At 66.0% G+C, this 21,079-nt stretch carries 22 protein-coding genes; 10 read left to right on the top strand and 12 right to left on the bottom strand.

Annotated elements, in window-relative coordinates:
* The first annotated feature begins 4 nt into the window (after nt 1–4).
* The 3 genes from ACYQ4T_RS19695 to ACYQ4T_RS19685 are packed head-to-tail and all read left to right on the top strand — an operon-like array spanning nt 5 to nt 1,970.
* The gene (locus tag ACYQ4T_RS19695) at nt 5–868 is read left to right on the top strand and encodes a carbohydrate ABC transporter permease (protein WP_459857785.1); all 864 of its coding nucleotides are present in this window, start codon (nt 5–7) and stop codon (nt 866–868) included.
* Nucleotides 868–1,665 (top strand): carbohydrate ABC transporter permease, encoded by a 798-nt coding sequence (locus tag ACYQ4T_RS19690; RefSeq protein ID WP_459857783.1) that lies wholly within the window; start codon nt 868–870, stop codon nt 1,663–1,665. Before ACYQ4T_RS19695 ends, ACYQ4T_RS19690 begins: the two co-directional genes overlap by 1 nt.
* An 11-nt stretch (nt 1,666–1,676) precedes the next feature.
* Nucleotides 1,677–1,970 (top strand): DUF2160 domain-containing protein, encoded by a 294-nt coding sequence (locus ACYQ4T_RS19685; protein WP_459857781.1) that lies wholly within the window; start codon nt 1,677–1,679, stop codon nt 1,968–1,970.
* 96 nt (nt 1,971–2,066) lie between these two features.
* Here the strand turns inward: ACYQ4T_RS19685 and ACYQ4T_RS19680 are convergent, their stop codons facing one another.
* Both ACYQ4T_RS19680 and ACYQ4T_RS19675 read right to left on the bottom strand, forming a co-directional pair.
* Nucleotides 2,067–3,014: a cation diffusion facilitator family transporter gene (locus ACYQ4T_RS19680; RefSeq protein ID WP_459857779.1), complete on the bottom strand. Its 948-nt coding sequence runs from the start codon at nt 3,012–3,014 to the stop codon at nt 2,067–2,069.
* 147 nt (nt 3,015–3,161) lie between these two features.
* Nucleotides 3,162–4,733, bottom strand: a complete 1,572-nt coding sequence (locus ACYQ4T_RS19675) for a peptide ABC transporter substrate-binding protein (RefSeq protein ID WP_459857777.1) — start codon at nt 4,731–4,733, stop codon at nt 3,162–3,164.
* 179 nt (nt 4,734–4,912) lie between these two features.
* Here ACYQ4T_RS19675 and ACYQ4T_RS19670 point away from each other — a divergent pair, with 179 nt between their 5' ends.
* Nucleotides 4,913–5,782 carry an endonuclease/exonuclease/phosphatase family protein gene (locus ACYQ4T_RS19670; protein WP_459857775.1) on the top strand — a complete coding sequence of 290 codons (870 nt, stop codon included), beginning with the start codon at nt 4,913–4,915 and terminating at the stop codon, nt 5,780–5,782.
* 21 nt (nt 5,783–5,803) lie between these two features.
* Here ACYQ4T_RS19670 and ACYQ4T_RS19665 read toward each other — a convergent pair whose 3' ends face one another.
* Together ACYQ4T_RS19665 and ACYQ4T_RS19660 are read right to left on the bottom strand one after the other, a co-directional pair.
* Entirely contained in the window at nt 5,804–7,174 is a 1,371-nt protein-coding gene (locus tag ACYQ4T_RS19665; RefSeq protein WP_459857773.1) for a DUF2142 domain-containing protein, read from the bottom strand.
* Between the two features lie 104 nt (nt 7,175–7,278).
* A complete protein-coding gene (locus ACYQ4T_RS19660) occupies nt 7,279–8,646 on the bottom strand; it encodes a DUF2142 domain-containing protein (protein ID WP_459857771.1) in 1,368 nt (455 codons plus the stop codon).
* Between the two features lie 210 nt (nt 8,647–8,856).
* Between ACYQ4T_RS19660 and ACYQ4T_RS19655 the strand changes: the two genes are divergently transcribed.
* Genes ACYQ4T_RS19655 through ACYQ4T_RS19645 form a run of 3 tightly spaced genes read left to right on the top strand, consistent with a single transcriptional unit; the run spans nt 8,857 to nt 10,629 of the window.
* Nucleotides 8,857–9,702, top strand: a complete 846-nt coding sequence (locus ACYQ4T_RS19655; RefSeq protein WP_459857769.1) for a DUF2167 domain-containing protein — start codon at nt 8,857–8,859, stop codon at nt 9,700–9,702.
* 6 nt (nt 9,703–9,708) lie between these two features.
* Nucleotides 9,709–10,482, top strand: a complete 774-nt coding sequence (locus ACYQ4T_RS19650) for a hypothetical protein (RefSeq protein ID WP_459857767.1) — start codon at nt 9,709–9,711, stop codon at nt 10,480–10,482.
* A 3-nt stretch (nt 10,483–10,485) separates the two neighbouring features.
* On the top strand, nt 10,486–10,629 hold the full coding sequence (locus ACYQ4T_RS19645; protein ID WP_459857765.1) for a hypothetical protein: 144 nt from the start codon (nt 10,486–10,488) through the stop codon (nt 10,627–10,629).
* Here the strand turns inward: ACYQ4T_RS19645 and ACYQ4T_RS19640 are convergent.
* The 6 genes from ACYQ4T_RS19640 to ACYQ4T_RS19615 form a co-directional block, all read right to left on the bottom strand.
* Nucleotides 10,626–11,036, bottom strand: a complete 411-nt coding sequence (locus ACYQ4T_RS19640) for a DUF1801 domain-containing protein (RefSeq protein ID WP_459857762.1) — start codon at nt 11,034–11,036, stop codon at nt 10,626–10,628. The genes ACYQ4T_RS19645 and ACYQ4T_RS19640 overlap by 4 nt on opposite strands.
* A gap of 20 nt (nt 11,037–11,056) precedes the next feature.
* Nucleotides 11,057–11,209 carry a hypothetical protein gene (locus tag ACYQ4T_RS19635; RefSeq protein WP_459857760.1) on the bottom strand — a complete coding sequence of 51 codons (153 nt, stop codon included), beginning with the start codon at nt 11,207–11,209 and terminating at the stop codon, nt 11,057–11,059.
* Complete coding sequence (locus ACYQ4T_RS19630) at nt 11,206–12,510, bottom strand: phosphatase PAP2/dual specificity phosphatase family protein (protein WP_459857757.1); 1,305 nt, start codon at nt 12,508–12,510, stop codon at nt 11,206–11,208. Before ACYQ4T_RS19630 ends, ACYQ4T_RS19635 begins: the two co-directional genes overlap by 4 nt.
* The gene (locus ACYQ4T_RS19625; RefSeq protein WP_459857754.1) at nt 12,507–14,333 is read right to left on the bottom strand and encodes a bifunctional alpha/beta hydrolase/class I SAM-dependent methyltransferase; all 1,827 of its coding nucleotides are present in this window, start codon (nt 14,331–14,333) and stop codon (nt 12,507–12,509) included. Before ACYQ4T_RS19625 ends, ACYQ4T_RS19630 begins: the two co-directional genes overlap by 4 nt.
* The gene (locus ACYQ4T_RS19620) at nt 14,330–14,929 is read right to left on the bottom strand and encodes a TetR/AcrR family transcriptional regulator (RefSeq protein WP_459857752.1); all 600 of its coding nucleotides are present in this window, start codon (nt 14,927–14,929) and stop codon (nt 14,330–14,332) included. Before ACYQ4T_RS19620 ends, ACYQ4T_RS19625 begins: the two co-directional genes overlap by 4 nt.
* Nucleotides 14,930–15,037: 108 nt before the next feature.
* The gene (locus ACYQ4T_RS19615) at nt 15,038–15,487 is read right to left on the bottom strand and encodes a PilZ domain-containing protein (protein ID WP_459857750.1); all 450 of its coding nucleotides are present in this window, start codon (nt 15,485–15,487) and stop codon (nt 15,038–15,040) included.
* A gap of 321 nt (nt 15,488–15,808) precedes the next feature.
* Between ACYQ4T_RS19615 and ACYQ4T_RS19610 the strand changes: the two genes are divergently transcribed.
* Nucleotides 15,809–16,555, top strand: coding sequence for an SAM-dependent methyltransferase (locus ACYQ4T_RS19610; protein ID WP_459857748.1), 747 nt, complete (start codon nt 15,809–15,811; stop codon nt 16,553–16,555).
* A gap of 16 nt (nt 16,556–16,571) precedes the next feature.
* On the opposite strand, the gene ACYQ4T_RS19605 is transcribed toward ACYQ4T_RS19610, so the two are convergent.
* The gene (locus ACYQ4T_RS19605; protein ID WP_459857746.1) at nt 16,572–17,780 is read right to left on the bottom strand and encodes an aromatic ring-hydroxylating oxygenase subunit alpha; all 1,209 of its coding nucleotides are present in this window, start codon (nt 17,778–17,780) and stop codon (nt 16,572–16,574) included.
* A gap of 151 nt (nt 17,781–17,931) precedes the next feature.
* Entirely contained in the window at nt 17,932–18,570 is a 639-nt protein-coding gene (locus tag ACYQ4T_RS19600; protein ID WP_459857744.1) for a TetR/AcrR family transcriptional regulator, read from the bottom strand.
* A gap of 522 nt (nt 18,571–19,092) precedes the next feature.
* On the opposite strand from ACYQ4T_RS19600, the gene ACYQ4T_RS19595 reads away from it, so the two are divergent.
* Together ACYQ4T_RS19595 and ACYQ4T_RS19590 are read left to right on the top strand one after the other, a co-directional pair.
* Nucleotides 19,093–19,296: a cold-shock protein gene (locus ACYQ4T_RS19595; RefSeq protein ID WP_395018530.1), complete on the top strand. Its 204-nt coding sequence runs from the start codon at nt 19,093–19,095 to the stop codon at nt 19,294–19,296.
* 153 nt (nt 19,297–19,449) lie between these two features.
* Nucleotides 19,450–20,997, top strand: coding sequence for a UxaA family hydrolase (locus ACYQ4T_RS19590; protein WP_459857742.1), 1,548 nt, complete (start codon nt 19,450–19,452; stop codon nt 20,995–20,997).
* Nucleotides 20,998–21,079 lie beyond the last annotated feature (82 nt).

Genomic DNA, 21,079 nt, shown 5'->3' with positions numbered 1-21,079 from the left:
AGACATGAACAAGACGGTCAATCAGAAAGCCTGGTTCCTGGTCCTGCCGGTTTTCGTCTTCGTCGCCTTCAACGCGATCATTCCGTTGATGACGGTGGTGAACTATTCGGTGCAGGAGACCTTCGGCAACAACATGTTCTCCTGGTCCGGCGTGCAGTGGTTCCAGGACACCTTGCAGTCCGACCGGTTCCACGCCTCGCTCGGCCGGCAGCTCATCTTCACCGCCGTCATCCTGGCGATCGAGATTCCCTTGGGCCTGGCGATCGCGCTGGCGATGCCGCGCAAGGGGCCCTGGGTCTCGGTCTGCCTGGTGCTGATGGCGCTGCCGCTGCTCATTCCCTGGAACGTGGTCGGCTCGATGTGGAACGTCTTCGCGCTCCCCGAGATCGGCCTGATGGGCAAGGGGCTGAACGCGCTCGGCATCGAGTTCAACTACACCCGCCAGCCGGGCGATGCCTGGTTCACCGTGGTGCTGATGGACGTCTGGCACTGGACCTCGCTGGTGGTGCTGCTCTGCTATGCCGGCCTGGTCGCGATCCCGAACGACTATTACCAGGCGGCCAAGATCGACGGCGCCAGCGCCTGGGCGGTGTTCCGCTTCATCCAGCTGCCCAAGCTGAAGCGGGTGCTGACGATCGCGATCCTGCTGCGCTTCATGGACAGTTTCATGATCTACACCGAGGTCCAGGTGCTGACCGGCGGCGGGCCGGGCTCGGCCACCACCTTCCTCTCGATCGACCTCTTCAAGGTGGCGCTCGGCCAGTTCGACCTCGGCCCGGCGGGCGCCATGTCGATCATCTACTTCCTGATCATCCTGCTGCTCTCCTGGGTGTTCTATACGCTCATGATGCGGAACGAGGCGAAGTGATGCAGAAACGTTCGATCGTCCCGATCCTCTACATCCTGTTCCTGATGCTGCCGATTTATTGGCTGGTCACCATGTCGTTCAAGACCACCAACGAGATCCTGGGCGGCTTCACGCCCTGGCCGCAGAGCTTCACGCTCGACAATTACCGGAAGATCTTCACCGACCCTACCTGGTACATGGGCTATGTCGCCTCGATCGAATACGTGGTCATCAACACCGTGGTGTCGGTGCTGGTGGCGCTGCCGGCGGCCTATGCCTTCTCGCGCTATCGCTTCCTCGGCGACAAGCACCTGTTCTTCTGGCTGCTGACCAACCGGATGGCGCCGGCGGCGGTATTCGCGCTGCCGTTCTACCAGCTCTATTCCGCGGTCGGGCTGTTCGACACGCCTTGGGCGGTCGCGCTCTCGCATACGCTGTTCAACATCCCGCTGGCGGTCTGGATCCTGGAAGGCTTCATGTCGGGCGTGCCGAAGGAGCTGGACGAGACCGCCTACGTCGACGGCTATTCCTTCCCGCGCTTCTTCATCAAGATCTTCATCCCGACCATCGCCGCCGGTATCGGCGTGGCCTGCTTCTTCTGCTTCATGTTCTCCTGGGTCGAGATGCTGCTGGCAAAGACCCTGACCGCGGTCGCCGCCAAGCCGATCGCGGCGCTGATGACCAAGACCGCCAGCACCTCGGGCTATGAGCTCGGCCTCTTGGCCGCGGCCGGCACCCTGACGCTGATTCCCGGTGCGGTCGTGATCTATTTCGTGCGCAACTACATCGCCAAGGGCTTCGCCCTCGGCCGCGTCTAGGAGATCACCGGATGGAAGGCACCGATCTCATCTCCTGGATGGCCTGGACCTGGCCGACCGCCTGTTTCTTCGGCTTCATCCTGCTCTGCCTGATCGGCATGTCGGTCTGGGAGAAGGCCTCGCCCGGCGGCGGCGCGCGGCATGGCATCATCGGCCTCGACACCACCCGCGGCGACCGGCTGTTCATCTCGCTCCTGGGCAGCGCCTTCATCTTCCTGGCCTGGATCGGCCTGGTGAACACCACGCTCTGGGCGCCGCTGGTGATCGCGCTGGTCTATGCCGGCGTGGTGTTCCGCTGGGTCTGACCACAACCGTCATGCCCGGGCTTGACCCGGGCATCTGGTTCCGCTCTGCGCAAGATTGCCGGGTCAAGCCCGGCAATGACGACTACTGGAATGGGTCTAATGGTGATGCTCGATGGCGCAGGGCGCGCCATCGGCGATCTCGATCTGGATGGTCGGGTGATGGATGCGGAACTTGTGGCTGAGCTCGTCGCTGACGCGGGTCAGGAAGCCGTCTCCCGGATGGCCGGACGGAAAGACGAGATGCACGGTCAACGCGTTCTCGGTCGTGCTCATCGCCCAGACGTGCAAGTGATGCACGCCTGAGATTCCCGGTAAACCCTCGAGATAGCCGCGCACCTCGGCGAGGGCGATGCCCTTCGGCACCGCCTGCATCGAAAGCTCGAAGGATTCGCGCAACAGGCCCCAGGTGCCCCAGACGATCACCGCGGCGATCACCAGGCTGACGGCGGGATCGACCCAGTTCCAACCCGTCGCCACGATCACCGCGCCGCCGAGCACCACGCCGACCGAGACGGCGGCATCCGCGACCAGATGCAGATAGGCGCCGCGGATGTTGAGGTCGTGTTTCTGCCCCGCCATCAGGATCCAGGCCGAGAGGCCGTTGATGACGACGCCGGCGCCGGCCACGATCATCACCGTGACGCCCGCGACCTCCGGCGGTTCGGAAAAGCGGCGCAGCGCCTCCCAGGCAATGGCGCCGGTCGCCAGCAGCAACAGCACGGCATTGGCGAAGGCGGAGAGGATCGAGGCCGAGCGGAAGCCGTAGGTGAAACGCTCGGTCGCCTTGACCCGCCCGAGCGTATAGGCGATCCAAGCCAGGATCAGGCCGATCGCATCGCCGAAATTGTGCCCGGCGTCGGCCAGCAAGGCCATCGAATCGGCGATCAGGCCATAGACGACCTGAACCACGACCAGGGCGAGGTTGAGCGCCGTTGTGAGCGCGAAGGCGCGGCCGAAATTGGTCGGCAGATGGCTGTGGCCGAGGCCATGGGAATGGCCGTGATGGTCATGCCCGTGGTCGCTGTGGTCGTGGTCGTGCGTCATGCCCTGCTTATGGCGCAGGATGGCGCCGTTACACAATTACGGCAGCATACCACCAGGTCATGCCCGGACTTGATCCGAGCATCTTTCGCCCACCTGGATGGAGATCCGCGGGTCAAGCCCGCGGATGACGGCGTATTTGATGAGCGGCTATTGCAGCTTCAGGAATTTGCTGAGGTGGTAACCGATCGGGTTGTCGACCCAGCCGGTGACCCGCTTGGAGATCAGGTTGCGCTTGGTGTCCTGGTACATCATCGCGACCGGATAGTCGTCCAAGAGAATCTGCTCGGCCTGGAGCAGGATCTTCTTGCGCGTCTCGCGGTCGCTCTCGCCGGTCGCCTTGGCCATGGCGGCCTCGAAGGCCTCGTTCTTCCAGGGATAGGCGGCGCCGGCGGCCTCGGTGCGGTAGACCAGGAAGGGCTCCGGCCCGGCATAGTCGCCGGTGAAGCCGTCGCAATAGACGTCCCATTCGTATTTGTAGAAGTCGTCGTAGAGCGCCTGACTCTCCTCCAGGCGGATGCGGCTGATCACGCCGAGCTTCTTCTGCCAGAGGATGGCGATCGCCTGGGTGATCTTCCGCTGCAGGTCGTCGGAGGTGCAGTAGTAGTTCAAGGTCAGCGGCTTGTCGGGGCCGTAGCCGGCCTCGGTGATCAGCTTCAGCGCCAGGGCATCGTTCGCCTTCTGGTCCGTGGGGTTGAATTCCGCGGCTTTGAGCTCCGGATAGCTCGGGTCCATCGGCGGCGCGAAAGAGGTGATGATGCGGTCGCCGCTCTTGGCGATCTTGTTGACGACCACGTCGCGGTCGATCGCCAGCGCCAGCGCCTTGCGGATGCGGATATCGGTCAGCGGTTCCTTCTGGGTGTTGAAGGTGAGATGCCCGGTCGCCGCATAGGGCGCCACGTGGAGCTGGTCGCCGTATTCCTTCTTCAAGGCCTCGAAGCGGTCGGTCGGCACGTCCCAGGTGATGTCGAGCTGGCCGGCCTGGAAGGTCTTCAATTCGGTGTTCACATCCTCGGTGACGACATACTTGATGCTCTCGACCGCGACATGGGCGGCATCCCAGTAGTTCGGGTTCTTCACCAGCAGGACATGGGACTGCGGCACCAGTTCCTTGATCACATAGGCGCCGTTGCCGACGAAATTCTCCGGCTCGACGAACTTCGCGCCGTGCGCATCCAGGCTCGGCTTATGCAGCGGCGAGATGTAGTAGTAGTTCAGCAGTTGCAGGGCATAGGGATTCGGCCGGTCGAGCTTGATCACCACCGTCTTCGCATCCGGCGCGGTGATGCCGACCTGGCTCCAGTCGGTGGACTTCTTGGAATTGTAGTCGGCGGCGCCGGTGATCGGCAGCTGGGTGAAGAGGTAATAGGCCTTGTAGGAACCGGTCTCCGGATTCTCCTGGCGCTCGGCGCCGTTGACGAAATCCTGCGCCACCAGCGGATCGCCGTTCGACCATTTCAACCCGTCGCGGAGATGAAACGTGTAGGTGAGGCCGTCGGCCGAGATGTCCCAGCTCTCCGCGGCGCCGGGCGCCGGATTGCCGGCGGCGTCGAGGCCGACCAGGCCTTCATAGACGTCGCCGAGGATCTGCGCATCCTTGGAGGCCGAGCTGTATTGCGGATCGAGGCTCTGCCATTGGTCGCCGATGCCGGCGACGATCGTGCCGTCCTGGGCGCGGGCGTCGGGCGCCCAGGCTTGCGCCGAGAGAATCGAACCGGCCAAGATCGCCGCGCCCACAAGTCCAGATTTCCGGAATCCGGTCGACATGACGAAAGCCCCCTCTCCCCGCGCCCTCTTCTTCAAACGGGAGGCGCCGTTGAGCCCGGATGATCGGGCTCGACAGCAGGGCAAGTCAAGTGACAAATTGAATGAACGTTCAGTTATTTCGCAGGAGATCCGGCATGCGCCTGGTGGGCTATAACACGCAGTTTTCGCGGGGTCGCGACCGCCGGATCGACATCGACCGCATGGCCGCCGCGGTGCAGGAGGCCGACATCCTGGCGCTGCAGGAGATCGAGCGGAACTGGAAGCGCACGGGCGAGACCGACCAGCCGGCGGAGATCGCGCGGCGCTTCCCGAAGCACCATTGGGTCTATGGCCCCTATTTCGACGTCGATGCGAGCACGGTCGCGGCCGACGGCACGGTCGCCAACCGCCGCCGCCAGTTCGGCGTGATGACCTTGAGCCGCTGGCCGATCCTCTCCTCGCGGCTGCACATCCTGCCGAAGTTCAAGACCGGACCGGTCTTCAACATGGTGGCGGGATTCCTGGAGACGGTGATCGACGCACCGGGCGGCGCGCTCCGGCATTACAACGTCCACCTCACCGACGTGACGCCCGACGAACGCCTGGCGCAGATCGCGCGCTTGTTCGAGGTGCTGTGGTCGGCGCCCCAGGAAGGCGGCGCCTGGACCGGTCATGATTCCGACTGGCAGACCGAGAACCCGCCGCCGATGCCGGAGGACGCGATCCTGACCGGCGACTTCAACCTGGTCCCGGGCTCGCCGGAATACGAGGCTTTGGTGGGCCCGCGCGACAAGGACTTCGGCTATGGCCGCGTCGATGTCGGGCACCGGCTGGTCGATGCCTGGGTGGCGACCGGGCATCGCGAAGACGAAGGCATCACCTTCCCGCCCGCAGGCGGGCAGCCCGGATTCCGCATCGACTACAGCTTCGTGACCCTCGGGCTGGCGAAGCGGTTGAGGTCCTGCCGAATCGACGGCGACGCCGAGGGCTCCGACCACCAACCCGTCTGGGTGGAAATCGCGTAAGCGCCGCGGTTCAGCCCCGGCTCAATGATAATAGGTGTCGTGCGCCTTCCACAGCAGCGCCGCCAGGCCCAGAGACGCCTGGGCCAGGAGCCAGACGGACGGCGCGACGCCGAAAGCCGGCCGCTTCGCCCGGCTGAGCACCAGCACCAGGGGCAGCAACGGAAACAGGTAGCGCCCCTGGAAGCCGTCGATCAGCGGCGCGCCGAGGGCGGTCCATTGCAGATAGAGCAGCGTCATGGTGAGGCCGATGAAGCCGGCGAAGATCGCCGCGGTCAGCCAGGGCAGCGACGCCGGATAGGGACCCGGCGCCTCCGCCGCATCCGAGAGCACGACGCCCAGCAACAATGCCAGGATCACGAAGGCAAGCGTCACCGGGAGCACCACCGGCGGACCGAACAACCCGGCGAACTGGAACAGCGTCCAGGGAAAGAACCGCGTGGTGAAGAGCGTCCGCAGGAAGGTGGCGGCATAATCCAGCGGGTGGCTGAGGATGAAGGCCAGCTGACCGTCCGGGTCCACCCCGCCGCTCGCCGTCACATAGGTGGTGCCGCTCAGCACCGTCTCCTTGACCAGCAGCATCCATCCCAGGCTGGCGATCATGCCTGGCAGCATGAGCAGCGCCATCCAGCCGAGGCGCGATCGCAGCGTCGGGAATCGCGCGCCGGGAATGGCGACCGCGAGGACCAGCAGGACCAGGTAGGCGCTCTTGCTCTGGCCGACCAGAAAGGCAAGCAGCGCAAGCCGGGACAGGGCGCGGGCCTCGACCGCGTCCCGGCGCAGCATCTCGCGCAGCACCGCGGCGACGAACAGGAAGGCCAGGCCATTGGTGACGGGATCGGCATCGACCATGCTGCGGCCGAAGGTGATCGGCGGCAGCAAGGCCAGGGCGCAGAGCGCAAAGCGATGCGACGGCATGGTCCGGATCGCCAGGAAGGTCAGCGCAAGCCCACCGAGCAGCCCGGCGATGCGCGCCAGGTAGAACAGCGTGAGCGGCGTGGCATCGGCCATCGCCCCAAGCCGGATCGCCAGGGCCTGGGGCAGATAGGAAACCGGATGATGGACCGCGATCGGATTGGCCGCGAGCACCGCCGGCCGATCGGCCTGGAGGGCGATCGCCGCCATCCGGCGCTGCTCGGCTTCGGGAAAGGAGATCGGGAAGGCGAGGTTTTCGTGGAAATAGGCGAAGCCTTCGGCGATCAGGTCGGCGATACCACCCGGGACCTCGGCCGCGCCGGGCAGCGCATGCCCATAGGCGATGCCGGCGGCGCGCTGGAAGTTGTACATCTCGTTGCCGCCGCCCATCGGCGGCACCAGGGCGCACAGCACCAGCCCGATCGGCGCCGCGAACAGCAGGAACAGCCAGTGTGGTAGCTTCAGCAAACGCCGCAACATCGCGATGATTCCCCCGGCGCGCAGGGTAGCATCGGCCACGACGCAGGCACCAGCGGAAGGGTGCCGCGCGGGACCGGCACCACCTTCACCAGCATCCCGATTGTTCAGGCGTAGTAGGCCCGGACCGTCAGCCACAGCATCGCGGTGAGGCCGAGCCCGGCCACGGAGGTCAGCGACAAGGCCGGCTTGAAGGCGGTGGCCCGCCATCGGACCCTGATCGAGACCAGCAACAGCGGCATCAAAGGATAGAGATAGCGGCCGAGGAAGCCGTCGATCACCCGCGCGCCGAGCCCGGTCCATTGCAGATAGAGCAGGGTCAAGCTCAAGACCAGGAAGGCCGCGCAAATCACCGCCACCCATCCATCCAGGGAGCGCGGATAAACCGGGCGCTCCAAGGGGTCGGTCACGGTGGTTCCGAGCAACAGCAGGAGAAGGATCATGCAGGTAAGCGGATTCATGACCACCGGCGGCCCGAACATGCCCACCAGGCCCATCAGGCTGTCCCGAAAGAACGGGGTGAGAAAGAGCGTGTCGAAGAGAGTCAGCAGATAGCCGGCGGGATCGCCGAGGATGAGCGCGAGCTGCTGGTCCGGGTTTGCCGCGCCGCTCCAGGTCTGGTAGCTGGCGCCGGCGAGCACGCTCTCTTTGACCAGCAGCATCCAGCCGAAGCTGGCGAGAATGCCAGGCAGGATCAGCAGCGCAAGCCAGCCGGCGCGGCTGCGCAGGCTGGTGAACCGAGAACCCGGGATGGCCAGAACCAGCAGCAGCATCACGCAATAGGCGCTCTTGCATTGCGCGAAGACGAAGCCGAGCACCGCGAGCAGCAGCAGGTTGCGGATGCGGATCGGGCCTTGATCGGCGATCTCGCGCAGGACACAGGCGATGAACAGGAAGGCCATGCCGTTGGTCACCGGATCGGCATCGACGGTGCTGCGCCCGAAGGTGATCGCCGGCAGCAGGGCAAGCGCCGCCAGGGCGAAGCGGTGCGACGGCATCCGCCGTATCGCGAGCGTGGTCAAGCCGAGTGCCGCCAGGAGTCCCGCCAGACGCGAGAGCAAGAACAGGATCAAGGGAGAGGCGCCGAACTGTGCCGCCACCCAGAACACGGCGACCTGCGGCAGGTAGGAGAAGGGATGATGCACGGCAATCGGGTTGGCCGGCAGGACCGCAGGCTGCTCGGCCTTGAAGTCGATCTCGGCCATGCGGTGAATCGCGTCGGAAGAAAAGCCGATCGGAAATCGGGCGGCCTGGTGAAAATAGGCAAAGCCCGCGCCGAGGAAGTCGGGAATGCCCCCGGGCACCGCAGCCGGACCGGGCGAGAGCTGTCCGGAGGCAATAACCGCGACGCGCTGAAAGTTCAGAATTTCATTGCCGCCGCCCAACGGCGGGACGAGGAAGCACAATGCCAGTCCGATCGGCGCGGCGAAGATCAGAAACAGCCAATCCGGTCGCTTCGCCAGGCGGGTGAGCATGATTGCAATAATTGTATAATGTTCATTTTCCGCAAAAGTAGCACAAGCATCGCATGAGCGCCAGCCGCTTGGCGACCGTGACATCGCGGCCACAGCGGAAGGAGAAGCGCGCAGGAATCTACGCCGATGGATTCCTGTGGCCCGCCGCACGATCGGGTTTGAAAGGCGGTCTGGCTCGCGGTAGGGTTGAGTGGGGACCGGGAGGCATGTATGGGACGGTTCAGGTTGTGGACGGCCGCGGCGATCTTCGGCGCGCTCGGTCTCTTCTGCATGGCGCCGGATTCGCGCGGCGATGAGAGTTCCGATGCGCTCTGGAAGCAGATCGAGGCCCTGCATTGGCAAGACGGGCCGACGGAAGTCGCCGCCCTGAAAAACGCCAAGCTGAAACTGCCGGCGCGCTATGTCTTCCTCGACAGCAACGAGGCCGACGATTTCCTGCGGCTCACCGAGAATATTTCCGGCGACGTTCCGGAGCAGATCCTGGCGCCGGACGATCTGCACTGGTGGGCCTCGGTCGACTTCTCCGAGGACGGCTATGTCAAGGACGAGGAGACGCTCGACAACGACGCGATCCTGAAGACCATGAAGGACGCGACCGAGCAGGGCAACGCGGAGCGCCGGCGCAACGGCTGGGGCGAGCTGCATGTGGTCGGCTGGCGGCATCCACCGCATTACGACCCGGCAACCAAGCGCCTGGAATGGTCCCTCGACCTCAGGGACGAGGGCGGCCAGGTCTCGACCAACTTCCAGACCCGGGTGCTCGGGCGGCGCGGCGTCACCAACTTCACCCTGGTGACCGGTCCGGAGACGCTCGACGCCGATGTCGGCGAGTTCAAGTCGGTCTTGGCCGGCTACCGGTTCAACGCAGGCGATACCTATGCCGAGTTCAAGCAAGGCGACAAGGTCGCGGCCTATGGCCTGGCGGCGCTGATCGTCGGCGGCGGCGCGGCGGTTGCGGCGAAGAGCGGGCTGCTGAAGTTCCTCGGCAAGTTCATCTGGATCGGCCTTGCCGCGATCGGGGTCGCGGCGGCGAAGCTGTTCAAGCGCAAGGCGTAGCCGCGGATGAACCTCGCCGCGACCAGCGACGATCTCATCCTGTTGCTGATCTTCTTCGGCCTCTATCTGGCGGATTGCGTCGTCCTGCTCCAACCGGCCCAGGCGCTCGCCCGGTTCAGCCTGGCGCGCCCGAACAAGGCGGCGGGACTCGGCCTCGCCGGCCGCTGCCGGGTCGCGCTGGATTTCGGCTGGACCGTCTATCCGGTGCGCGGCCGTACCCTGGCCTTGCTCAATCCTCTGACGCCGTTCGCCGCCGTCTTCAAGACCCGGCCGATCGACGCCGGCGAGACCGGCACGCCGCTCCTCAGCCTGCGCCAGATGGTCGCGTTCCAGATCCGAATGCGCAGAATGGGCATCGCGCTGGTCTCGCATGCCCTGCTGATGTTCGTCGTCCTGCCCTTGCTGCTGCTGAGCGGGGAGACGCTGCGCCTGCTGATCGCCCTGGCGGCGGCATTTCTTTCGGCGATGCTGGTGCTCGCGGTCTGCTATGTCGACCGGCGCGCGGCGCGGCTTCCCAGCGCCGGGTTCTGGAGCATCGCCGGCCAGGCACTGCTCTGCCTGCCGGTATCCTTGAACGCGCCGCGCAGGCTGGCCTTGCTCGCGCCCGGCCCGGCGACCGCGACCGCGCTGCTGCCGTCGGTCCTGGAAGCGGCACGGCCGGCGGCACTCAGCGAATTGCGCCTGACCCTGGATCGCGCCGCCGCGGACGGCGCGCCGGGTCTCGCCGATGCCGCGACGGCGCAGCGGCAACGGCTGGCGGCGGATTATCCGGAGGCCTGAACGATGGATGCCGGCGGTTGGGACTTCCAGTCGATCGCCATGGTCGGCGGCTTCTTCGCCGCGGGCTTCGCCGCGGTCTGGATCTTCCTGACCCTGCGGCAGAGCGAGAAGCCGAAGTCGGACTCCCGCGAAGACGACGGGCGCTAACTTTTCTTCTTGGACTTCGCTTTCGCCGTGTTGAGCGCGACCGCGGCCAGGATCAGGGCTTTGAGGGCCGATGCGTTGATCTTCGCGCCTTCCTGGAAGTCGATGGCACGCCGGGTATTGCCCTCAAGGCTGGAATTGAACAGCTTGGCCGGATCTTTCAGCGATGCGCCCTTGGCAAAGGTCATCTTGACCACGCTCTTGTAGGTCTCGCCGGTGCAGATGATGCCGTCATGCTCCCAAACCGGAACGCCACGCCATTTCCACGCCTCCACGACTTCGGGATCGGCCTCCTTCACCAGGGCCCGCAGCTTGGCGAGCAGCTCGCCGCGCCAGTCGCCGAGCTCCTTGATCCTGGCGTCAATCAGCCGGGACGGCGATACGCCTTCCTTGGCGTCGCTCTTCTTCATCTGTGTTCTCCTGCTCCCAGTCAGAGGCCCCGGCGACCAAAGAGAATCGCCAGGGCGAGCAGGGTAGCCCAGATCGGCGCCGAGATCAGCGCATAGAAGAAGCCGCGATAGACCAGGCCGAGCCAGTCACCACAGGCCTCGGCGCGCAGTCGGCGCCGTGCCAGACCGGTCATCGTCGGAGGTCCGCAGCGTCAACCGCAACCCGCGGCCGGCGCGCGCGCAGGATTTCGAGCGCCGCTTCCGGCGAGGCGGCCCGCCCGGTCGCGACCAGCCAGGCCGCGACCGCGCCGGCGCTGCGGCCGTAGCCGAGCGCGCAGGCCACGAGAACGGGCCCGCGCGGGCGCGCGGCTTCGATCGCTGCGACGGCATCGGCCCGCGCCCGCGCCGAGAGCGGGACGAGGTCGAGCGCCGGGATCGCGACATGGCGGCCGGGATGTGGGCCCGCCGGCAGCTCGGCGCAAAGATCGATCACCGTGGCGAAGGCCGGCGCGTCCGCCGCAAAGCGGTGCGGCAGACGGCCGATCCAGACGCCGGCGACGACTTCAGTCGGACGGTCCGCCGCAGTCCAGAGCCAGGCGTTCATGCGCGCGCCGAGGAGATACGGCGCCAGCAGCAGGCGGATCGGCAACGGCATCGTGCCATCCTGACCCTTCTGAAAGCCGGTGGCGCCGAGGGCGAGATAATTGAGCGCGACCAGGGCGAGCGACAGCGCCGGCCAGAGCAGCCACAGATGCCAGCCGCCGAGCTGCAGCGCCGCGAAGGCCAGGAGGGCAGCGCCCGAGGTGTAGAGTCCGGCGATGCGCCAGCGCTTGGCGCTGGCGGCGCGGCGAAAGTGCAGCGCGCCTGCCGCCGACCAGAGCCAGAGGCAGAGCAGACCCAGAGCGACGCCGGTCGCAACGTCGATGAAATGATGCTGCCAGGTGGTGAGCACCGAGACCCCGATCAGCATCGACCCTGCATGCAGCAGGAGATGAAGGCGCCGGGGAATATGGCGGGCATAGAGATCCCAGAGGATCACCAGCAGCGCGATGTGCAGCGACGGCGCCGTGTTGTAGGGGCGATCGAAGCTGCCGAGGGCGGCGAACAGCAGACCGGGCAGGCCCTCGGTCGTCGGCTTGGCGAGGTCGAGCTGCAGCGGGAAGGCGAGGAAGCAGATCACCGCGACCAGCTGCGCGGTCAGGATGCGCCGGACATGCCGCTGCAACTCGGCGGCATCGGCACAGATGAAGAAGGCCAGCGGATAGAAGAGGTCGAACGACCAATAGGGCAGGATGGTCCAGGGAAGGAATGGAATGCCCTGCTCCCAGGCGAAGCGGATCGAGTGCGCCTCGCCGTGCTGTGTCGCCAGCAGATTGGCCGCGCCGTATCCGGCTATGAAGAGCGCACCGCAGATGACGAGCCAGGACAGGGCGCGCGCCGGCTCCCGCGCCGATGGAACCGGGAGCTGCGCGGTGCCGGCGGTCGGGGCGCTCACTGGATCTTGACCGCGAGGCTGACGGTGAAGATGCCCCAGGGATCGATGCGCTGCTCGACCTTGCGGAAGCCGGCGGCGGCAACCAGCTGATCCATTTCCGCCTGGCTGCGGCGGCGCATCACCCAGGGCTTGCCCGCGCGATGGCTGGTGAGGACGCGGGCGATGTATTCGAGCTGCGGGTGCCAGGGCTGGTTGGTGTAGACGAGGCAGGCGCCCGCCGGCATCGCCGCCGCCAGGCCCTCGAGCGAGCACCGAACACCGGCATTGTCGGCGAAGAGCTCGTAGAGGCCGGAGACGATGGCGAGGGTCGGTCGCGGCGCGAGCGCGGCCAGGCCGTCGCGGTCGAAGGCGTCGCCCTGCTTGAAGCGCACGAAGCCCTCGAGGCGGCGTTCGGCGATGAGATCCCGGCCGGCGGCGACATTGCGTTCGCTGTAGTCGCGCAGCAGCACCGAATCCGGCGCGAGGCCGTTCTCGGCGATGGCATCGAGCGCGTAGCGGCCGTGGCCGGCGGCGATATCGACGATGCGGAGCGGCAGCCTGGCGGCGCGCAGCCCATCGGCGGCAGCGCCGATCAGTTCCTCGAGATGCTGCTTGCGGCGGCGGATGCCGCGCCAGCCGATGGAATTGAGATAGGCCCGGTCGATCGCGCGGCCGAGCGGACCGCGGCCCTCCGGCTGGTTGCGGTAGACATAGTCGAGCATGCCGCCGGAATCGAAGCCGGCCTCATGGCCGAGCGCGACGCCGCGGGAGAGACGGCCGGCGAGCTTGAGGCCGGCGCGCTGCAAAGCCCAGTACAGACGGCGCGGCGAAACGGCCGGCAGCGGCCGCGCCAGCGCATCCGCCTCGTCCTTGCTGAAGCCCTTCCGGTCGGCATGGAGCAGGTTGGGATGCTGCGGCGATCGGCGGTAGCGGCGCAGCAGGAAGGCGCGCATGAGGTCGATCGCCTCGGCGCGGTCGCGCTCGCCCAGCGTGTCGTGGAAGAAGCCCTCCAGCACGTGCCGCTCCTTCACCGCCGCGCCGAGGCGGTCGAAGAATTCATGCTGCGGCCCTTCCTTGACGACGAAGTCCGAGCCCGAGATCAGCAGCTGGGTCGGCACGGTGATGGCCTGGGCGTCGGCGACGATGCGCGAGGCCGTCGCGGCGAGGCCGAGCAGGACATCGACCGAGATCGCCCGGGTGATCAGCGGATCGGAATCGTAGTTCGCCATTCGCTGGCGGTCGTGGGTGAGGAAGCGGCTCTTCACATAGGAATTGACGAAGAAGTTCCCGCGCAGCTTTCGCAAGGCCGCGAGACCGGGGCGCGCGAAGGGAACGTAGAGCTTCACCTTGAAGGCGGGCGAGGCCAGGACCAGCGCGCGGATTCGCGGCGCATAGTCATGCGCCCAGGCGGCGGCGAGCACGGCGCCGACGCTCTGCGCCACGACCGCGATCTCCTCGGCCGCGACGTCATGCGCGCGGGCGATGTGATCGACGAAGCTCTGGATGTCGCGCACCGAGCAATCGATCCCGGGACTGTCGCCCCGCGCCCCCGGCGAGCGGCCGTGGCCGCGCGCGTCGAAGGCGAAGAAGGCGAAACCGGGCAAGGCCAGCTCCCGGACCAGATGCGCCATCCGGCCGGAATGCTCGTGGCCGCGGTGGATCAGGATGATCGCGCCGGTGCGATGCGCGGTCGCCTCCGGCCAGTGGCGATAGAAGAGCGGGACGCCGTCATGCGTGCTGAAGCGTCCCTCCTCCGCATCCGCGCGCGTCGGCGTGGACCTCAATGCGGGATGGGAGACGAGCGCGCTGCGCTGCGCCCCTTTGAGCGGTATGGCGGCGATCATGAACTCCTCCTGGCAGGGTTGAGATCGGGAGCCGGGGCGTTGAGCGCCGCCCAGCAGGCGGCGGCGAGCCGCTCCGCGTAATGCGAGAGCGGCTCACCGAGCCGGCCATAGACCTTGAAGGTCGCGGCCTGCAGCACGATGCCGAAGACCGTGCTGGTGGCGAGCTCGGGATCCTGTGGCGGCAGCGCGCCCGCCTTGATCGCGGCGGCCAACTGATCGTGCAACACCTGGACCGGGGATTTCTCGCGCTCGGTGATCTTGCCGAGCTGGCCGTGCTGGGTCAGCAGCAGGAAACGGAACAGCGGCTGGTCGCGATCGAACAGCCCGCAGATGGTGTCGATCATCGCGGCGAGGCGTTCGCGCAACCCGCCTTTCGCCTCGATGGTGCCGAGCATCTCGCCCAGGCTGCGATAGCCGGACCAGAAGATCTCCCAGACCAGATCCTCCTTGCTCTTGAAGTGGCGGTAGATGGCGGGCTCGGTGATCGCGGCGCTGGCGGCGATGTCGCGGATCGAGGTCGCATCGACGCCCTTCTCGGCGAACAGGCGGAGGGCGCCGTCGATGATGCGCTGTCGGGTCTTCTCGCCGCGGGTCATGGCATCAACTCTATAGTTAGTGAACGATCACTAACTTAGGAAAGCCGAGGCGAGATGTCAAGGCAGCGCGACAACCGCGGAGCTACATTATTGATTTAACTGACTGTTTTATGAGCCTTGGTCCAGGAACTCGATACCGAGCTCGAGGGCGTTGCGGCGCCGGACCTTGCAGCGGCGGACCTTGCCGTCGCCGAAACGCAGCAGGAAGGCCTTGGGCACCTGGACCGGCGCATGCAGCTTCAGCTTGGCACCGGTCTCGGAGAGATCGCGGATCGTGCAGTCATAGGTGCTCATCAGGTCATTGAAGACGACCTGGGCGCCGATCAGGGTCATGTGCCGCTCGGCATGTCGCTCATGCGCGGGGTCGGCGGCGTCGCTTGCGGGAGCTTCCGAATGCGCCGCGGCGGCCGGCGGTTCCGGCGTCGCCGGTGGCGCGGCGTCGTGATCTTCGGCCTCATGGCTCAGCAACTTGCGCTCGCGGCTGCGCCAGCGCGCCAGAGCCTCCGACGACAAGGCTTTGACCGGGACCGGCGTCGCGCGCTTTCCGTATTCGCTCATGACAACGACTCCTGAATGCATGCCGCCGGGCAAGGCGGCCTCGGCCCGCTCTGGCGCTGCGGACCGCATCGCCGCGTCATTCTCGCAGGCGATTGCAAAGAGCCGGTTAACCGCAGAGCTGCGGCATTTCGCGCCGCGGGTTCAGCAGATGAACCCGATGCCGGCGCCAAGCCGCCGCAGCATCCGCGCCGCGCCGCATCCGGTCATTGATCCGGCGCAAGGTCATGGAGGCAGCCTTCGTATCCCGTGGGTGGCCAAGTCGTTCTCTCAGCCCTCTTCGGTCACTCTCTTGCCGATACATCCTTCCAGGAAACTTCCGCAGTGGACATCCCACGGATCTTCAACATCACCGAGAGCGCTCACCGCATCCACAACCCGATGACGCCCGAGAAGCTCGCCACGCTCGGTGCGGCGTTGCGGCTGGAGCCGGGAGACCGGGTGCTCGACCTCGGCAGCGGTTCGGGCGAGATGCTGTGCACCTGGGCGCGCGATCACGGCATCATCGGCATCGGCATCGACAAGAGCGCGTTGTTCACCGAGCAGGCGAAGCGCCGCGCCGTCGAGCTCGGCGTCGCCGACAAGGTCGCGTTCATCCACGGCGATGCCGCCGGCCATGTCTCCGAGGAGAAGGCCGGCGTGGCAGCCTGCGTCGGCGCCAGCTGGATCGCCGGTGGCGTCGCCGGCACGATCGCGCTGCTGGCGCGGAGCCTGCGCAGCGGCGGAATCATCCTGATCGGCGAGCCCTATTGGCGGCAGTTGCCGCCGACCGAGGCTGTCGCCCAGGGTTGTCTTGCCGGCGGGATCGCCGACTTCCTGACGCTGCCGCAGCTTCTCGCCGGCTTCGGCGGGCTCGGCTACGACGTCGTCGAGATGGTCCTCGCGGACCAGGACAGCTGGGACCGATACGAAGCGGCCAAATGGCTCACCATGCGTCGATGGCTTGACGCCAATCCCGGCGACCCGTTCGCGGCGGAGGTTCGCGCCAAGCTCGACTTGGAACCCGGGCGCTACGCCGCTTACACGCGCGAATACCTCGGCTGGGGCGTGTTCGCGCTGATCAAGCGGTGACCGATCCGCCCGCCGCTCAGGCCGCCGCCGACTCCCGCGCGCCCAGCATCTCGTCGTTCAGCCGGCGCAACGAGCCTTGCGCCGGCGCTTCCGCCAGAGTCGTCACCGGGCAGGCCTTGCGCACGCGGTCGTGGAAGTCGTGGATGCAGCCTTCGTATTCCGAGAGCGGGCCGAACTCGAAGCCGTGCGAGTTCAGGCCCACCTGGACGCGCTCGGAGAGGAGCTTGTCCTCGGCGCTGACCTGGCGGTTGATGCGGGCGTTCAAGTAGCGCAGCACCTTCATCTCGCGCCGCGCGTCGGGGCGGACGAAGATCGGATAGCGCACGGTGCAGGTCTCGGCCGTGAGCGGCAGGAACTGGAACACGTCCATGCTGTCGCCGTAGATGTCGATGCCGATGTTGGGCGGCATGGTGAAGAACATCCAGCTCTTGCGGATCTCCTCGGGCAGCGCGTCGTTCAGGTCCGGCGCCATCTGCTGGTACATGCGCTCCGACCATTGCGAGGAGAGCTTGTCGCGGAGCGTGCTCTTCGAGCCCGCGACGCCATGCTCGTTCATGAAGCCGCCGAGGTCGCTGTCGAGCAGGCGGTCGTAGCCGGGATGGCCGACCGGCACGTGGTAGTTCTCGAGATTGTTGTCGACGCCGACCTTCCAGTTGCAGGCCCAGTTCTCGATCCAGGGCTCCTCCAGCGGCACCATCTCGTCGAGCTTGTAGGGCTCGAGCAGGTGGATGTAGTCCTTCCACATCTCGTGCAGGCTCGGGCCGCCGGGGACGACGCGGACGAAAACCAGGCCACAGAGAATCTCGAGCTCGACCGGCCTCAGGCCGAGCTGCTTCTTGTCGGCGCCGGGGAAGGTCTTCTCGGCCGGCATGCCGGCGAGTTCGCCCCGGAGGTTGTAGGACCAGCCGTGATAGGGACAGGTGACGCGCGCCTTGCAGGTGCCGGCGCCGTCCAGCAGCTTGGCGCCGCGATGCCGGCAGACATTCATGAAGGCGCGCAAGTCGCCGTCCTTGCCGCGCAAGACCACGATCGAATCGCGCAGCAGATCGAGGGTCACGAAATCGCCGGCATTCTTCACCTGGTTCACGTGGCAGGCGAACTGCCAGGAGGGACGGAACAGCGATTCGTATTCGAGCTCATTCAACTCGGCGTTGCGATAGGTCCAGGCCGGCAACACCAGCGGCGCGATCTCGCGCGGGCTCTTGATCGGGCGTTGGTCGGTCATGGCTTCTCTCCTATCGCTTCGGATAAAGTTGCGGGCCGTATGTGCCCTGAAAGATCGTCATGCCCGGACTTGATCCGGGCATCTGGCTCCGGCTTGGGCGAGATTGCCGGGTCAAGCCCGGCAATGACGATTCATATTGAGCGCCGCCCCGCTAGTCGGGGGCAAATTCCTGCGGGAAGATGCTCGCAAGATAGGCGCGCGCGGTCTGCTTCGCTGCGTCGCGGTCGAAGCTGCGACCGCTGACCAGGATCTCCTGCCACTGCCATTCCAGCAGTCCGGAAAATCCCATGGCAAGGGCTTGGGCATTGAGGTGCCGATAGCCGCCGCGCTTGATGATCTCGGCGAACAGGCGATCGAGCCCGTCCTGGCAGACCGTGTCGTAGGCGCCGATGCGCTCGAGATAGAGCTTGCGGGCCTTGGCCTCGCCCCAGAAGGCATACCAGACCGCGACATTCGCCGGGTCGCTCACCTTGGGATCGAGGCTGACATCGATGATCGCCTTCAATGCCGCAACCGGATCGTCGCCCGCTGCCTCGACTGCCGCGCGCCGTGCCGCTTCGAACTCGACCGCGACCTGCTCCAGGGCGCTGAGCAGCAGCGCGTCCTTCTTCTGGAAATGCAGTATCACCGTGCCCGGAGCCACTTTCGCCGCCTCTGCCACCAGCTGGACGGTCGTGCCGGAGAGGCTGTGCTTGGCGATAACGGCGATGGTCGCGCGCAGGATCGCTCCCTTGGTCCGGGAGGCGAGCGCCTCATTCCGTCTTTGCGCAAGATCAGTCACGGCCTGCACGATACCGAACTACCAGATTGAATTTCAATTGCTAATCTAAGATAACTGAATGAGTATTCATTTATCACCGAAGCCGTCGTCCTGTCAACCCGCGGCGCCTCTGCGGACAGGAACACGGAGCGAACGCGGCGGGGTTTTGAGCCGTCGCAGGGCCTTGTGGAGTTTGATCATCCCGATCGATTGAAAGGATCAAATTCCTCGTTCGGCTCTGCCTTCTTTCCGCCTTTTTTCGGGTAACACACAAAGATATAAGAACAAACTGTTTGCCGGGGCTTTCCGGCGCCAATGCAGATCAAGCGCCCTATTCAGGCGCGGTCAGGCCGCAAATCTATCGTTAATTCTCGATTGTAAAGTTGTCTGACGGCGGCCATATTGGCCGTTCGTCGGCTCGCTTTGGGTTGGCCCAGTCACTCGCTCTACGGAGCCTCGGCCCGGTCTCATCCCTTTCGAAGTTTGGCGTCGTCGGTCGTCTGCTCGCAATACGCGGGGGGCGAAGGTTGTGCACCTATCCAGAGGAAAGCTATGGCTACTGGTACAGTCAAATGGTTCAACACCCAGAAGGGTTATGGCTTCATTCAGCCGGATGATGGTTCGAAGGACGTCTTCGTGCATATCTCGGCGGTGGAGCGTTCTGGCATCGGCTCGCTGCGCGATGGCCAGAAGGTCAGCTATGACGTGGTCCAGGACCGCGGCAAGCCGGCGGCTACCAATCTCAAGGGCAGCTGAGAACCAGCGCATTCTTCGATAGGGGCGGCTTCGGCCGCCCTTTTTTTATGCGCATAGCGGCTCTGCTTTTCGCATGCATTGCGCATTCCCCGGCGCCGGAGTAGACCGATGCTCTGCCTGATATGGTCTGCGTGACACTGGGAGGAGAGCAGGATGTCCAACGCCGAACACGGCCGCAACCAGCCGCCGTTCCTGCAACTCAATCCCGCCGATCCGCTGATCGTTGCGACCCGCGAGCTCAAGCCCGGCGAGGACCTCGGCCTCGACGTGAAGCCCATCGAGACCATCGCCCGCGGGCACAAGATGGCGACCAAGCCGATTGCCGACGGCGAGCCGGTGCGCAAGCTCGGCCAGGTGATCGGCGTCGCCACCAAGCCGATCACGCCCGGCCAGCACATCCACACCCATAATGTCGAGTTCCGGCCGAGCACCGCCGATCACGCGATCGGCTCCGGCCGCACCAACATGCCGATCCTGGCGGATGACAAGGCGGCGACCTTCCTCGGGATCGTCCGCCCCGACGGCACCATCGCCACGCGCAATTACATCGGCGTGCTGACCACGGTGAACTGCTCGGCGACGGTCGCGCGGCATATCTCGGACTGGTTCCGCATGCATCCGGAAGAGCTCGCGCCCTATCCCAATGTCGACGGCGTCGTCGCCTTGACCCACAAGGACGGCTGCGCCAGCGCGCCGGACAGCGAGGGCACCAAGCTGCTCCGCCGCACGATCGGCGGCTATGCCAAGCACGCCAATTTCGGCGCGGTGGTGATGATCGGCCTCGGCTGCGAATCCAACCAGCTGCCGCGGCTGGTGACCGAGGAAGGCTTGAAGGCCGGCCAGCGCATCCAGACGCTGGTGATGCAGGAGGTCGGCGGCACGCGAAAGACCGTCGAGGCCGCGGTCGCCCATATCCGCGAGCTGCTGCCGATCGTCAACAACGTGAAGCGCGCCCGGGTGCCGGCGAAGCATCTGACCCTCGGCATGCAATGCGGCGGTTCGGACGGCTTCTCGGCGATCACCGCCAACCCGGCGCTCGGCGTCGCGGCCGACCTGCTGGTGCAGAACGGCGGCACAGCGATCCTCTCGGAAACGCCGGAGATCTACGGCGCCGAGCATATGCTGCTCAGCCGCGCGGTCAGCCATGAGGTCGGCGAGAAGCTGATCGATCTCCTGAAATGGTGGGAGAACTACGCCGCGAAGGACAACGGCTCGCTCGACAACAACCCGTCGCCGGGCAACAAGGCCGGCGGCTTGACCACCATCCTGGAGAAGTCGCTCGGCGCCGCGGCCAAGGGCGGGCGCAGCGATCTCGTCGATGTCTATCGCTATGCCGAGCCGGTCACCAAGCGCGGCTTCGTCTTCATGGACACCCCAGGCTATGACCCGGTCTCGGCCACCGGCCAGGTCGCGGGCGGCGCTAACCTGATCGCCTTCACCACCGGGCGCGGCTCCTGCTTCGGCTGCAAGCCCAGCCCCAGCATCAAGCTCGCCACCAACACGCCGATGTACAACCGCATGTCCGAGGACATGGACATCAATTGCGGCGAGATCCTCGACGGCGGCGCCAGCGTCGAGGAAATGGGCGAGCGGGTGTTCAAGCTGCTGCTCGAGATCGCGTCGGGCAGGCGCTCGAAGAGCGAAGAGCTCGGCTACGGCGAGGACGAGTTCGCGCCCTGGCATATCGGCGCGACTTTCTAGCGGCGCCCGATCTGGAATCACGATCGGATCAAGCAGCCGCGAGTCGGAAAAGAGATGGGGACGAAGCGCGCTGGCTTCGTCC

This window comes from Dongia sp. agr-C8 (assembly GCF_054658695.1).
The sequence above is the reverse complement of the archived record's forward strand: the minus strand, read 5'-3'. Positions and strand labels throughout refer to the sequence as shown.